At 60.3% G+C, this 13,865-nt stretch carries 13 protein-coding genes and 2 pseudogenes; 7 read left to right on the top strand and 8 right to left on the bottom strand.

Annotated elements, in window-relative coordinates; translation table 11 throughout:
• Positions 1-178: 178 nt before the first annotated feature.
• A complete protein-coding gene (locus RHM58_RS09615) occupies positions 179-1,171 on the bottom strand; it encodes a D-cysteine desulfhydrase (RefSeq protein WP_201199684.1) in 993 nt (330 codons plus the stop codon).
• A 190-nt stretch (positions 1,172-1,361) separates the two neighbouring features.
• On the opposite strand from RHM58_RS09615, the gene epsC reads away from it, so the two are divergent.
• Positions 1,362-2,288: a serine O-acetyltransferase EpsC gene (gene epsC, locus RHM58_RS09620; protein ID WP_201199686.1), complete on the top strand. Its 927-nt coding sequence runs from the start codon at positions 1,362-1,364 to the stop codon at positions 2,286-2,288.
• A gap of 417 nt (positions 2,289-2,705) precedes the next feature.
• Positions 2,706-4,661 (top strand): choline transporter BetT, encoded by a 1,956-nt coding sequence (gene betT, locus RHM58_RS09625; RefSeq protein WP_201205085.1) that lies wholly within the window; start codon positions 2,706-2,708, stop codon positions 4,659-4,661.
• 17 nt (positions 4,662-4,678) lie between these two features.
• On the opposite strand, the gene RHM58_RS09630 is transcribed toward betT, so the two are convergent.
• The 3 genes from RHM58_RS09630 to RHM58_RS09640 form a co-directional block, all read right to left on the bottom strand.
• Complete coding sequence (locus RHM58_RS09630) at positions 4,679-4,936, bottom strand: hypothetical protein (RefSeq protein WP_201199688.1); 258 nt, start codon at positions 4,934-4,936, stop codon at positions 4,679-4,681.
• Positions 4,937-5,075: 139 nt separating this feature from the next.
• A complete protein-coding gene (locus RHM58_RS09635) occupies positions 5,076-5,966 on the bottom strand; it encodes an SDR family oxidoreductase (protein WP_201255356.1) in 891 nt (296 codons plus the stop codon).
• A gap of 10 nt (positions 5,967-5,976) precedes the next feature.
• Positions 5,977-6,717, bottom strand: coding sequence for an SDR family oxidoreductase (locus tag RHM58_RS09640; protein ID WP_322270199.1), 741 nt, complete (start codon positions 6,715-6,717; stop codon positions 5,977-5,979).
• A gap of 129 nt (positions 6,718-6,846) precedes the next feature.
• Here RHM58_RS09640 and RHM58_RS09645 point away from each other — a divergent pair, with 129 nt between their 5' ends.
• The 3 genes from RHM58_RS09645 (at position 6,847) to RHM58_RS09655 (ending at position 8,509) form a co-directional block, all read left to right on the top strand.
• Complete coding sequence (locus tag RHM58_RS09645) at positions 6,847-7,779, top strand: LysR family transcriptional regulator (protein ID WP_322270200.1); 933 nt, start codon at positions 6,847-6,849, stop codon at positions 7,777-7,779.
• Positions 7,780-7,865: 86 nt separating this feature from the next.
• Positions 7,866-8,048, top strand: a complete 183-nt coding sequence (locus tag RHM58_RS09650) for a type II toxin-antitoxin system HicA family toxin (RefSeq protein WP_201199690.1) — start codon at positions 7,866-7,868, stop codon at positions 8,046-8,048.
• Positions 8,045-8,509, top strand: coding sequence for a type II toxin-antitoxin system HicB family antitoxin (locus tag RHM58_RS09655; protein WP_322270201.1), 465 nt, complete (start codon positions 8,045-8,047; stop codon positions 8,507-8,509). The genes RHM58_RS09650 and RHM58_RS09655 overlap by 4 nt, the downstream gene beginning before the upstream one ends.
• 136 nt (positions 8,510-8,645) lie before the next feature.
• Here the strand turns inward: RHM58_RS09655 and RHM58_RS09660 are convergent.
• Positions 8,646-8,767, bottom strand: a pseudogene (locus tag RHM58_RS09660) (LacI family transcriptional regulator); the annotation flags it as partial.
• Between the two features lie 22 nt (positions 8,768-8,789).
• On the opposite strand from RHM58_RS09660, the pseudogene RHM58_RS09665 reads away from it, so the two are divergent.
• Both RHM58_RS09665 and mgrA read left to right on the top strand, forming a co-directional pair.
• Positions 8,790-9,847, top strand: a pseudogene (locus RHM58_RS09665) (NtaA/DmoA family FMN-dependent monooxygenase).
• Between the two features lie 244 nt (positions 9,848-10,091).
• Complete coding sequence (mgrA, locus tag RHM58_RS09670; protein WP_123402695.1) at positions 10,092-11,129, top strand: L-glyceraldehyde 3-phosphate reductase; 1,038 nt, start codon at positions 10,092-10,094, stop codon at positions 11,127-11,129.
• 137 nt (positions 11,130-11,266) lie between these two features.
• Here the strand turns inward: mgrA and tauD are convergent, their stop codons facing one another.
• From tauD to tauB, 3 genes are all read right to left on the bottom strand, one after another.
• Positions 11,267-12,109 carry a taurine dioxygenase gene (gene tauD, locus RHM58_RS09675; protein ID WP_201199698.1) on the bottom strand — a complete coding sequence of 281 codons (843 nt, stop codon included), beginning with the start codon at positions 12,107-12,109 and terminating at the stop codon, positions 11,267-11,269.
• 129 nt (positions 12,110-12,238) lie between these two features.
• Positions 12,239-13,072: a taurine ABC transporter permease TauC gene (gene tauC, locus RHM58_RS09680; protein ID WP_201199699.1), complete on the bottom strand. Its 834-nt coding sequence runs from the start codon at positions 13,070-13,072 to the stop codon at positions 12,239-12,241.
• Positions 13,069-13,863, bottom strand: a complete 795-nt coding sequence (gene tauB, locus RHM58_RS09685; protein WP_201199700.1) for a taurine ABC transporter ATP-binding subunit — start codon at positions 13,861-13,863, stop codon at positions 13,069-13,071. The genes tauC and tauB overlap by 4 nt, the downstream gene beginning before the upstream one ends.
• Positions 13,864-13,865 lie beyond the last annotated feature (2 nt).

Genomic DNA, 13,865 nt, shown 5'->3' on the forward strand with positions numbered 1-13,865 from the left:
ATTTAGGGAATATGTGGCCGATGCGATCCCCGTGGCGAGGGAGCTTGCTCCCGCTCGGCTGCGCAGCAGTCGTAAACCCGTTCACTGCGTTTTAACTGAAACATCGCAGCGCAGGTTTTGGGGGCGCTTCGCACCCCAGCGGGAGCAAGCTCCCTCGCCACAGGAATGCGTTATTCCGTTAAAGGAAGTCTTTATAGGCAAACAACGCCGGCGCCCCACCGGTGTGCAGGAAGATGATCGGACCTTCATCAAACCGCCCGCGCCCAATGCCATCCAGCAACCCGGCCATGGCCTTGCCGGTGTACACCGGATCCAGCAGCAACCCTTCCTGACTCGCCAGCAGTTTCACCGCCGACAGCGTCCCGGCATTCGGCTCGCCGTAACGCGGGCCAAAGTATTCATCCCACAGTTCAACCTTGAAACTCGCCGGCAGGCCCACACCCAGCAGCTCGGCGGTGCGCTCGGCCAGACCCTGAACCTTCGGCCGCTGATCTTCCTCGCTACGGGAAACGGTCACGCCAATCACTGGCAGATCCGGCAGTACTTCGCTCAAGGCCAGCGCCAGACCGCTGTGGGTCCCGGCACTGCCCGACGCCAGAACCACGGCTGCGAATTGCAGGCCGGTGTCCTTAATCTGTTCAGCCAGTTCCAGCCCGGCGCGCACGTAACCCAAGGCGCCCAAGGCGTTAGAGCCGCCAATCGGCACCAGATACGGTTTCTTGCCGTTGTTGCGCAGACGATCGGCCAGGGCTTGCAGTTGGTCGTCGGCGTTATCGAGGTTCTCCACCAACTCGACTTTGGCGTCGAACAGGTCGAGCAACAGCCGATTGCCGTTGCCGACATAGTTAGCGTCGTCGGTGCCCAGCGGGTTTTCCAGCAGCGCAACGCAGCCCAGGCCTAATTTGGCGGCGATGGCGGCAGTCTGGCGCACATGGTTGGATTGCAGCGCGCCAGCAGTGATCAACGTGTCGGCGCCCTGAGCCAGCGCATCGGCGGCCAGGTATTCGAGTTTGCGCAGCTTGTTGCCGCCCATGGCCAGTGGCGTCAGGTCATCGCGTTTGACGTAGACATCGCGGCCGAGCCAGGTCGACAGGCGTTCGAGTTTTTCCAGAGCGGTAGGGTGACCGAGCAGGTCGAGGCGATTAAAGCGGGCAAGCTGTTGTTTGATCATGGGTCCGTACTGGCGGGGGAGGATGTCAGGACTATAAGCACGGCTTTTTGCAGCGGCAACCGTCAATCGCTTATATCCGAATGTTCAGATCACAGCACTATTGGTTCTTAATTCGGCGTCGAGACCATGCCGTAGAGTAATCGCCGTCAACGCGGCCAGACAGTCCGGCCGCCCGTGAGGAGTTTTTACCGTGAGTGAGCGTTCCAGCCATTGGCAATTGCAGACCATCGTCAGCCAGCTGCGCACGGCGCGTGATCAATGGCGTGCACAAAACGGCCGCGCCAGCGGCGAGCAGGGCGGTCGCGAGTTACCCTCCCGGGCGGCCATGGCGGACATTCTCGAAGCCTTGTGCGGTGCGTTGTTCCCGATGCGGTTGGGGCCGGTAGATTTGCGCGAAGAGAGTGAAGACTTCTACGTCGGCCACACCCTCGACGTGGCGCTGAACGCGTTGCTGGCCCAGGCGCGGCTTGAACTGCGTTACGCCGCGCGCCACAGCGCCCAGGCCGACACTGAGGTCGAGGACAAGACTATCCAGATCATCCAGGAGTTTGCCCTCGCCTTGCCGGGGCTGCGCAGCCTGTTGGACACCGACGTGCTGGCGGCCTATCACGGTGACCCGGCCGCCCGCAGCGTCGATGAAGTGTTGCTCTGCTATCCGGGGATTCTGGCGGTGATTCACCATCGCCTCGCCCATCACTTGTACCGCGCCGGGTTGCCGTTGCTGGCGCGGATCAGCGCGGAAATCGCTCACTCGGCGACCGGCATCGATATTCATCCGGGCGCGCAGATCGGCCGCAGCTTCTTTATCGATCACGGGACAGGTGTAGTGATCGGCGAGACCGCGATCATCGGTGAGCGGGTGCGGATTTATCAGGCGGTAACGTTGGGTGCCAAGCGGTTCCCGGCGGACGAAGACGGCCAGTTGCAGAAGGGCCATCCGCGGCATCCGATTGTTGAGGATGATGTGGTGATCTATGCCGGGGCGACGATTCTGGGGCGGATCACCATCGGCAAGGGTTCGACCATTGGTGGCAATGTGTGGCTGACCCGGAGTGTGCCGGCGGGGTGCAACCTGACGCAGGCGAATTTGCAGCATGATGATGGGACGCAGAAGTAAGCCTCGAAATCTCCGCTGACAGATCTGGCCTCTTCGCGGGCAAGCCTCGCTCCTACAGGTCATGCGCCATTTTGAAAATGGCGCATGACCTGTAGGAGCGAGGCTTGCCCGCGAATGGATTCACGTCGAACGCGATAATGGCATTTAGCTCATTTCCCACTGAACGAATCCTCCAAACCCCGCGTCATACCCTTCCTTGAGCTAGCGTAGGAAAGCGACCGCCGAGCCCTGCGATTAGTCCTTAGCACGCTATTCATGTTTAACTTGAACGCTCATTCAAGTTAAACCGCCGGTTTGCTGCCCGCTCACAACAGGAGGCTTGCCCTTGCCGAGTCCGTTACTGATTGCCCTGTTTCATCCCCTTGAGGTGCACCTTTCATGAGTGCACCGTCCACCCCTCCCAGCGGCCAGGTCCGCATGAATCCGCCGGTGTTTTATTTCTCGGCCGGTTTCATTCTGTTGTTCGGCATTGTCGTCATCGCCATGCCCAAACAGGCCGGTGCCTGGTTACTGGAAGCGCAAAACTGGGCGGCCAATACGGTCGGCTGGTACTACATGCTCGCAATGACCCTGTATCTGGTCTTCGTGGTGGTCACCGCGTTATCTGGCTATGGCAAGATCAAGCTCGGTGCCGACCACGACGAACCCGAATTCAGTTACCTGTCCTGGGCCGGCATGCTGTTCGCCGCCGGGATCAGCATCACGCTGTTTTTCTTCTGCGTATCCGAACCGCTGACGCACTTGTCACAACCGCCCCAAGGCACTGCCGGTACGCCGGAAGCGGCGCGGCAGGCGATGCAGATTCTGTTTCTGCACTGGGGCCTGCATGGCTGGGGCGTGTTCGCCTTCGTCGGCATGGCGCTGGCGTATTTCGCGTATCGACATAACCTGCCGCTGGCCCTGCGCTCGGCGCTGTATCCGCTGATCGGCAAGCGTATCAACGGCCCTATCGGCTACGCGGTGGACGGCTTCGGCATCATCGCCACGGTGTTCGGCCTCGGTGCCGATATGGGCTTTGGGGTGTTGCACCTCAACTCCGGGCTCGACTACCTGTTCGGCATCGCCCATACGCATTGGATTCAGGTCGGCCTGATCACGCTGATGATGGGCGCGGCGATCACCGTTGCGGTGTCCGGCGTCGATAAAGGCGTGCGGGTCATGTCCGACATCAACATGCTGCTGGCCTGTGCGCTGCTGCTGTTCGTGTTGTTTGCCGGCCCGACTCAGCACCTGCTCAACACCTTGATCCAGAACATCGGCGATTACCTCGGCGCGTTGCCGATGAAGAGTTTCGACCTCTATGCCTACGACAAGCCTAGCGACTGGCTGGGCGGCTGGACGGTGTTCTACTGGGCCTGGTGGATTGCATGGTCGCCGTTCGTGGGCCTGTTCATCGCGCGGATTTCCCGTGGCCGGACCATCCGCGAATTCGTCTTCGGCGTGCTGCTGATTCCGCTCGGTTTCACCCTGGCGTGGATGTCGATCTTCGGCAACAGCGCCATCGACCAAGTCCTCAACCATGGCATGAGCGCACTCGGTATGTCGGCCATCGATAACCCGTCGATGACCCTGTACCTGCTGCTGGAAACCTACCCGTGGAGCAAAACCGTCATTGCGGTGACGGTGTTTATCAGCTTCGTGTTCTTCGTGACGTCCGCCGACTCGGGCACCGTGGTGCTGTCGACGCTGTCCGCCAAGGGCGGCAACCCGGATGAAGACGGGCCGAAATGGCTGCGGGTGTTCTGGGGTGCGATGACCGCGCTGGTGACCAGTGCGCTGCTGTTTTCCGGCAGCATCGATGCGCTGAAATCAGCGGTGGTGCTGACTTCGTTGCCGTTCTCGATGATCCTGCTGCTGATGATGTGGGGGCTGCACAAAGCGTTTTATCTGGAGTCCCAGAAGCAGATCGCGCAGATGCATTCCCTGGCTCCGGTCTCCGGTTCAAAGCGTGGCGGTTGGCGTCAGCGCTTGAGTCAGGCGGTGCATTTCCCGTCGCGGGATGAGGTTTACCGCTTCCTCGAAACGACGGTGCGCCCGGCGATTGAAGAAGTGACGGCGGTGTTTGTCGAGAAGGGTTTGAACGTGGTCACTCAGCCGGATCCGGCGAATGACAGTGTCAGCCTGGAAATCGGTCATGGCGAGCAGCACCCATTCATCTACCAGGTGCAGATGCGCGGTTACTTCACGCCGTCCTTTGCCCGTGGCGGGATGGGGTCCAAGCAACTCAACAACCGTCGCTACTACCGGGCCGAAGTGCATCTGGCCGAAGGCAGTCAGGACTACGATCTGGTGGGTTACACCAAGGATCAGATCATTAACGACATCCTCGATCAGTACGAACGGCACATGCAGTTCCTGCACCTGGTTCGTTGATTGGACGTCGGTGGCGCCTAGGCTTTGTTCAACACCATGAACAGAACCAACGCCGCCACCGGCACGCCAAACACCACGCTGCCGACCACCAGTTCTGAACTGACGGGTTGGCTGGCAGTGACCACGCCCACCGCGCCGTTGATTATCGTCAATGCCAGCCACAGGACGACGAAACTGTAGGTCAGCGTCTGACGGTTGAAACCGACTCGCTCGCCGATGTAGAGCATCAGTGCCAGCAGGACCAGGCCGAAGAAAATGATGATGGTGGTGTGCATGGTGTGTTCCGTCCTTTAGCGATGTGTTGCCTTATAGGCCGCCTTCGCGAGCAAGCCCGCTCCCACATGAGGTCTGTGTGTCCAACTGTGTTGTGTTCGACGCAGATCCAGTGTGGGAGCGGGCTTGCTCGCGAAGGGGTCACTGAGGTGTCAGCTCGAGCAAATCATCAATCCCGATCCGCTCGGCAAACTCGATCCGAACCCGCTCCGAAACTTCCAGCACTTGCGCCGCGCCATCCCCGACAAAATCGATCACCGACCGCGCCGGCCGCGAGCCCTGGGGCAGTCCGATGATTCGCACGATGTCATCCGCTACCGCTTGCGGGTCAGCATCGTCCGGGGTCAACGCACTCAGGCGTTCGCCGACTTTATCCATCACTCCGTCATATCGAGCATAGGCGTTGCTGCGCGCCACATCGGCCGGTTTGCCGGCACTCGGAAAATGGTCGGTGCCGCGCGTGAAGGCGCCGGGCACGACGATTGAAGTTTCGATGCCGAAGCGAGTCAGTTCGTAGGACATGCTCACCGCCAGGGAATCCATCGCTGCTTTCGCTGCGGTGTATGGGCCCATGAACGGTGGGAAACCGCCCTTGGTCGTGGTGCTGCTGATCCACAACACCAACCCCGAAGCCTGGGCGCGCATCTGCGGCAACACCGCGCGGCTGACCCGCTGGGCACCGTAGAAATTGGTGTCGAAGACTTTCATGATTTCTTCGGCGGTGAAGGCTTCGGTCGGGCCGATCACCAGGTGCCCGGCGTTCTGCATGACCACGTCGAGACGGCCTTGCTCTTTGACGATGGTCGCCACCGCCGCGTCGGCCGAATCCTGCGACAGCACGTCGAGTTCAAGCGGATGCAACTCAACGTTTTGCGCTTTGGCCCAGAGGCGAAAGCCCTCAGCCCGTGCGGCGTTGCGCCCGTTTACGTCGCGCATGCTGGCGTAAACGATGTGCCCGGCTCGGGCGAGTGATTCGGCGGCGAGTTTGCCGATGCCGGTGCCGGCGCCCGTGATCAGAATGACATTTTTCATGGGATTCACCTCAGACCAGACCGCCGTTAACCCGCAGGATTTGCCCGTTGACCCAAGCCGACTCCGGGCCGACCAGGAAGCTCACGACGCGGGCAATGTCTTCTGGCTGAGCCAGGCGTTCCAGCGGCGCCATCTTGGCGAACGTCTGGATTTGCTCTTCGCTTTTGCCGTGCAGGAACAGGTCCGTGGCCACCGGGCCTGGTGCGACCGCGTTGACGGTAATGTTGCGACCGCGCATTTCCTTGGCGAACACCTGGGTCAGGGATTCCACCGCCGCTTTGCTGGCGATGTACACCGCGTAGCCCGGTAGGTTCATGCCGACGGTGCTGCTGGAAAAATTGATGATCCGCCCGCCGCTGTTCAGGCGAGTGGCGGCTTCACGCAGGGCGTTGAACGTGCCGCGGGTGTGGATATTGAAGTTTTGGTCGAACAGTTCGTCCGTGTGTTGCGCCAGCGGCATCACCTTGAGGATGCCGGCGTTGTTGACCAGCACATCGACCTTGCCCAACTGAGCTTCGGTCTCGTCGAACAACCGGCGTACGTCGTCGGCGCTGGCCACGTCAGCCTTGATCGCTATGGCTTGGTGGCCGGCCTGGCGCAACTCGACCACCAGTTTCGAGGCCTCGGTGGCGCTGTTGGCGTAGTTGATGGCGACGGCGAAACCTTCGCTCGCCAGTTGTTTGGCGATCACCGCGCCGATGCCGCGGGAGGCGCCGGTCACGACGGCAACTTTCGAAGTCTGAGTAGTCATGGTTGTGGTTCCTTTGAAGGTGTTTGCTTGGGGTGAAGCCAGACTCACATGTTTACTCAGACCGATAAATGCACGAGAGTTGCCTTGACTGTTCAATAATCGCCAACAATCAAAAGTCAGGAGCTGACCGTGGATCAAGTCAAAGCGATGAAGGTGTTCGTGCGGATTTACGAGCGCAGCAGCTTCACGCTGGCCGCCGATGACCTGAACCTGCCGCGGGCCACGCTGACCCACACGCTGAATCAATTCGAAGCCTGGCTCGGCACGCGTTTACTGGAGCGCAGCACGCGCAAGGTGCGTCCTACGCTGGATGGCGAAGCGTATTACCAGCGTTGCGTGCAGTTGCTGGCGGAGCTGGAAGAAGCCGAACTGGCGTTTCGCGGCGTTGCGCCGAAAGGGCGGTTGCGGGTGGATTTGCACGGCACCTTGGCCAAGCACTTTGTGATCCCGGCATTGCCGCAGTTCATGGCCCGTTATCCGGACATCGAGTTGTCCATCAGCGAGGCCGACCGCTTTGTCGACCTGATCGCCGAAGGCGTCGACTGCGTACTGCGCGCCGGCACCCTCGGCGACTCGGCGTTGATCGGCAAACGCGTGGCCAACCTGCGCCAGATCACCTGCGCCAGCCCGGCGTACCTGCGCAAATACGGCGAACCGAAAACCCTCGCCGACCTGAGCCAGCACCGCGCGGTGAACTACGTGTCGCGCACCACGGCCAAGCAGTTTCCGTTTGAGTTCATGGTCGATGGCGAACTGAAAGAAGTGGCCATCGATGGCGCGCTGTCGGTGTTCGGCGCAGAAATTTATGCGGCGTCGGCAATTGCCGGGCTCGGCATTATCCAGTGCCCGCATTACCGCATGGAAACGCAGATAGCCCAGGGGTTGGTGCAGGAAATCCTCACCGACACACCACCGCCGCCGATGCCGGTTTCAGTGCTGTACCCGCACAACCGACACATGTCGCCCCGGGTTCGGGTGTTTGTGGATTGGTTGGGGGAGGTGTTTGCGGGGGGCGGTAGCCGCTGGTCCGAAGGCAAAATAGGAGTGGCCCTCATCGGCTAATATTTGTCGGAGTGTGTATGGTGTGTATCGTCATCGCTTTTAACGCCTAGAGTACGCAGCAGGTGCTGTCGAAAAAGGCGAAGGAAATGCGAAGTCGGGAAATGATCAGGATGATTGAGGAGGATGGTTGGTATCTGGTGGCGGTGAAAGGCAGTCACCACCAATACAAACATTCGAGCAAGCCAGGGAGGGTGACGATCAAGCACCCTGACTCGGATCTACCCAAGGGGACGATCAACAGCATATTGAAACAGGCGGGCTTGAAATGAGACCCGTCATCGGATTCGAGAGTCCCGATGGGGACCTATCACAGGAAGGATTCATCCAAATGAAATTCCCGGTCGTTCTGCATAAGGATGCCGACTCAGAATACGGAGTGATCATCCCGGACGTGCCGGGGTGCTTCTCTGCGGGCGGCACTGTGGCGCAGGCATTCGAAAACGTGAAGGAAGCTTTGTCCTTGCACTACGAAGGATTGGTGGCTGATGGCGAGCCTTTGCCGCAGGTCCGCGAGATTGATGCTCACCTTGATAATCCCGATTACGCGGGTGGTGTATGGGGTGTGGTCGAATTTGATATCACACCGTACTTTGGCAAGTCGGTGCGCTTTAATGCCACGCTGCCTGAGCAGTTACTTGAGCGAATTGATCAGACCGTCAGGCGGGATCAGCGCTACAGCTCAAGATCTGGTTTTTTGGCGGCTGCAGCTCTGCGTGAGTTGTCGGCCTGACACAGATCCCTGTGGGAGCGAGCTTGCTCGCGATGACGGTATGACATTCAACATTGATGTCGACTGACATTCCGCCATCGCGAGCAAGCTCGCTCCCACAGGTACTGCGCACGTCAGTGAAGGTTGTGTGGATCGCTCAGGCGCTCTCGCGTTCGATCACCCGACACTCCAGCAGATTCAACCGCTGCACCTCATCCGCCACCGGCAACACACCCAGCGTTCCAGCACCCGCGTCGTCGCCAGTACGCCAATCGCCAAACCCAAGCTCGGCGCGTTCCTGATGGCTACCGGGCACCACATTGCCGCCTGGCGGCATCCCGACGCGCCGGCCGATGCCGGACTAGACTTCGGCCACTACAAGCGACTGGCGCAGATCGCCGAAGCGGCGAAGTTTTACGCGTTGTTCATTGCCTACAGCGTGGCCGCCGCGACCAGACCGATTGCCAACCGCATGGCTCGCTCAGACCACTTTGAACCCCTGACTTTACTGGCTACTTTGAGCGCCGTGACAGAGCGCATCGGGCTGATCGCCACGCCTACAGCCAGCTATAACGAGCCGTACCATGTAGCACGAAAGTTCGCTTCTATGGACCCTCTTTCAGGGGGCGCTCGGGCTGAAATCTTGTCACTTTCGACAATGTCGCCGAAGCGCAAAATTTCGGTCGCGACCGGCATTTCGGTCATGCCGACCGCTACAGAAGGGCTCGGGAGTTCTATCAGGTGGTCACCGGACTCTGGGGTCGTTGGAAAGATGACGCCTTTGTACGCGACAAGGCCAGCAGTACGTACTACCACCCGGAAAAGTACACATCCTCGACCCTGTCGGCGAACACTTTCGGGTCAAAGGCCCGCTGAATATGCAGGCTGGTTCTACCAAACTTGGCCGTGACCTGGCGGCGCAAAACGCCGAGGTGGTGTTCACCGCGCAGACGGCGCTGGCCAAGGCCCAGGCGTTTTATGTCGAGCTCAAGGGACGCTTGAACCGGTACGTTCGCAGCGCCGATTCGCTGAAAATCATGCCCGGTGTTTTTGTGGTCGTCGGGCGCACCGAAAGCGAAGCCCGGGAAAAATATGAAACGTTTCAGCAATTAGTCGAACCCGAGGTTGGCGTCGCATTACTTGGGCGTATGCTGGGTAACTTCGACTTGTCGAAGTACCTGCTGGACGGACCGCTGCCAGCGTTGCCGCTGACGGAATTGGCCGGCCAGGAGAACCTCAGCCTCGCCGAACTACGTGGTTGCGCAACTGCAGCGACGCGGGTTGTTCAGAACAGAGTACGAAGGCCGGACCTTGCGCCAGAACCTTGGATTGGCCCGGCCTTCCAATCGATTTGTATAGATGAAGGTAAAGGGCTTTTGTGGCGAGGGAGCTTGCTCCCGCTGGGGCGCGAAGCGACCCCAAAATCGGCTGGCGCGTTCTGTCAGGTTTATCGCGTTGGCTGGCTTGGCGGCCGCTGCGCAACCGAGCGGGAGCAAGCTCCCTCGCCACAGGATTGATGTCTGACTCCAGTTAGAAGTAAGTCCAAACAAACAGGATTGATGTCTGGTTCCAGTTAGAAGTAACTCAAACAAGAGAGGATTCGATGACTTACACCGCTGCCGAAAACCGCTATGACTCCATCCCATACCGCCGCGTAGGCCGCAGCGGGCTGGTTTTGCCGGCCCTCTCCCTGGGGCTGTGGCACAACTTCGGCGACAGCACGCCGATCGACACCCAGCGTTCGCTGCTGCGCACCGCGTTCGACCTGGGCATCAACCACTTCGACCTGGCCAACAACTACGGCCCACCGTACGGCAGCGCCGAAATCAACTTCGGTCGCCTGCTACGCGAAGACTTCAAGCAATACCGCGACGAGCTGATCATCTCCAGCAAGGCCGGTTGGGACATGTGGCCAGGCCCTTACGGCCAGGGCGGCGGTTCGCGCAAATACGTGTTGGCCAGCCTCGACCAGAGCCTGCAACGCCTGGGCCTCGATTACGTGGACATCTTCTATTCCCACCGCTTCGACCCGGACACCCCGCTGGAAGAAACCGCCAGCGCCCTGGCCACTGCCGTGCAGCAGGGCAAGGCGTTGTACATCGGCATCTCGTCTTACTCCGGGGTGAAAACCCGCGAAATGGCCGCGCTGTTGCAAGAGTGGAAAGTGCCGTTGTTGATTCACCAACCGGCCTACAACCTGCTCAATCGTTGGGTGGAAAAAGACCTGCTGGACGTTACCGACGAACTCGGCGCTGGGGTGATTGCCTTCACGCCATTGGCCCAAGGTCTGTTGACCGACAAATACCTCAACGGCATTCCGAAGGATGCGCGGGTCAACCGTCCGGGCGGTGGTTCGTTGCAGGAATCGCACTTGTCCGAAGCCAACATCGCCCACGTGCGCGGGCTCAATGAGATCGCCAAACGTCGCGGCCAGAGTCTGGCGCAACTGGCGTTGGCTTGGACCCTGCGCGACCCGCGCGTGACCTCGGCACTGATCGGCGCGAGCCGGCCGGAGCAGATTATCGAGAACGTCGGTGCGTTGAAGAATTTGAGCTTTAGCGCGGAAGAGTTGGCGGAGATTGATCGGTTTGCCCAGGAGGGCGGGATCAATCTTTGGGAGAAGCCTTCGACGGCTGAGTAAGTGTTCGGCGCCGGATTATCCGGCGCCTGTCATATCGCCTTCGCGAGCAAGCCCGCTCCCACAATTGGACCGTATTTCAAATGTGGGAGCGGGCTTGCTCGCGAAGGGGCCAAACCAGTCAACAAAGAACTCAGGATTCATCGAAAAAACGGCACATCCCCCAACACCGTAGCCCGCTGCATCACCCGCCGCGCCGGCCGGTAATCATCCACGGCGTAATGCTGTGTCACGCGGTTATCCCAGAACGCCACGTCATCCTTCTGCCAGCGCCAGCGAATGGTAAATTCCGGCCGTGTGGCATGGGCGAAGAGAAACTTCAGAATCACTTCGCTCTCTGTTTCCGACAGCTCATTAATCTTCGACGTAAACCCTTCATTGACGAACAACGCCCGACGCCCGCTCATCGGATGCGTGCGAATCACCGGGTGCGACAGTGGCGGATTCTTGCGCCGTGCTTCTTCCCACTGAGTCAGCGCTTCTGGCGTGTTGCCGTAGCGCTCCAGCGGGAATGAGCGAGTGAAATCGTGAGTAGCGGTCAGCCCTTCAAGCAAGGTTTTCATCGGCGCCGACAACGCTTCATAGGCCGCAATGCCGCTGGCCCACAACGTGTCGCCACCGAACTCCGGCAGCAACTTGGCGCTGAGTACCGCGCCCATGGCCGGGGTCGGCAGGAAGGTCACGTCGGTGTGCCAGATCGCGTTGTCGCGGACGTCGGTGACGGCGGTGTCGAGGATCAGCACTTCTGGCTGTTCCGGTACGTTCGGGTAGATCGGGTGAATGTGCAGATCGCCGAAATGGGCGGCGAATCGCGCTTGCTGCTGCGGCGTGATCGGCTGGTCGCGGAAGAACAGGACCTGGTGCTTGAGCAGCGCCTGCTCGATGGCGTCGCGCTGTTCCAGGTTCAGCGGCTGGCTGATGTCGATGCCGCTGATCTGCGCGCCGAGGGCCGAGCTTAAAGGGACGATGTTGAGGGTGCTCATGGTGGTTCTCTTCAATCCGGGTGCTGAGCTTCTGGTGGGAGCGGGCTTGCTCGCGAATGCAGTATGTCAGGCAACATTGCTGCGACTGATACACCGCTTTCGCGAGCAAGCCCGCTCCCACATGAGTAATCAGTGTGCCTGGCCGTGCCATGGCACCAGTTTGCGTTGCAGTGCGCGCAGGCCCATTTCCATGGCGAAGGCGATCAGTGCGATCACCAGAATCCCCAGCACCACCACATCGGTGACCAGGAACTGCGCGGCTGACTGCACCATAAAGCCCAAGCCGCTGGTGGCGGCGATCAACTCAGCGGCGACCAGTGTCGACCAACCCACGCCCAGACCAATGCGCACACCGGTCAAAATATCCGGCAACGCACTTGGCAGAATCACATGCCGAATCAACTGCGCCCGAGTCGCGCCCAAGGACTGCGCAGCGCGCAATTTGGCTGGATCAACCGTGCGCACGCCAGTCGCTGTCGCGATGGCAATCGGGGCGAAGATCGCCAGGTAAATCAGCAAGACTTTCGACAGCTCACCGATGCCGCACCAGATGACGATCAGCGGTAGGTAGGCCAGCGGCGGAATAGGGCGGTAGAACTCGATCAGTGGATCGAGAATCCCGCGAGCGATGCGGTTGTGGCCGATAGCGATGCCGACCGGCACGGCAGTCAGCACTGCGAAGCCGAGGCCCAGACCGATACGGCTCAGGCTCGCGCCCAAGTGCTGCCACAACGTTGAATCCATATAGCCCGTGGTCGCCAGCAGCCAGCCTTTTTGCAGCACGGCGGACGGTGGCGGCAGGAACAGCGGTTCGATCATTCCTGTGGCCGTAACCGCCCACCAAATGAATACGAGAGCGACCAGCGTCAACACGCTGATCCAGCGAGTACTAAGGCTGCGCCGCAGCGGAATCACCTTTGACCCCGGCTTAACCGTCACGGCCGGAATTTCATAGCTGCTCATGCGCGCTCCTGCCGCTGGGCGGCGCTACGTTGGGAGAACACCTTGGCGAGTACGTGCTCGCGGGTTTCGATGAAGCGCGGGTCGGACTTGATCGTCCGTGCCGACTCGCCAGCGGCGTAACGCTGGCCAAAGTCCAGGCTCAGGCGCTCGACGATTTGCCCAGGGTTGGGCGCCAACAGAATCAGGTCAGTGGCGAGGAATACCGCTTCTTCGATGTCGTGGGTAATCAGGAACACCGGTTTGGCGGTGCGCTGCCAGACTTGCAGCAGCAGCTCCTGCATCTGTTCGCGAGTGAAGGCATCGAGGGCGCCGAAGGGTTCGTCCATCAGCAAAACGCGTGGGTCGGCAGCGAGGGCGCGAGCGAGGCCGACGCGTTGCTTCTGGCCGCCTGAGAGCTGCCAGATCCGACGGTTTTCGAAGCCGGAAAGGTCCACCAGCGCGAGCATTTCCCGAGCGCGGATTTCCCGTTTGTCTCGTGAGACGCCGGCCAGTTCGAGACCGAAACCGACGTTGGCCAACACGTCCTGCCAGGGCAGCAGGGCGTCGTCCTGGAACACCACGCCACGTTCGGCGCTCGGTCCTTTGACCGGCACGCCGTCCAGGGTGATGCGCCCGGCGCTAGGCTCGACGAAACCGGCAATCAGGTTCAACAGCGAAGTCTTGCCACTGCCGGACGGGCCGAGGGCCACCAGCAATTGCTGGGGCCCAAGGCTCAAGGAAATATCCGTCAGTACCGGTTCCGGACTGCCGGGGTACTGTGCGCTGATGCGCTCCAGCTGTAGCAAAGCCATCG

The organism is Pseudomonas sp. 10S4 (genome assembly GCF_034344865.1).
In the GTDB taxonomy this organism is placed as follows: Bacteria; Pseudomonadota; Gammaproteobacteria; order Pseudomonadales; family Pseudomonadaceae; genus Aquipseudomonas.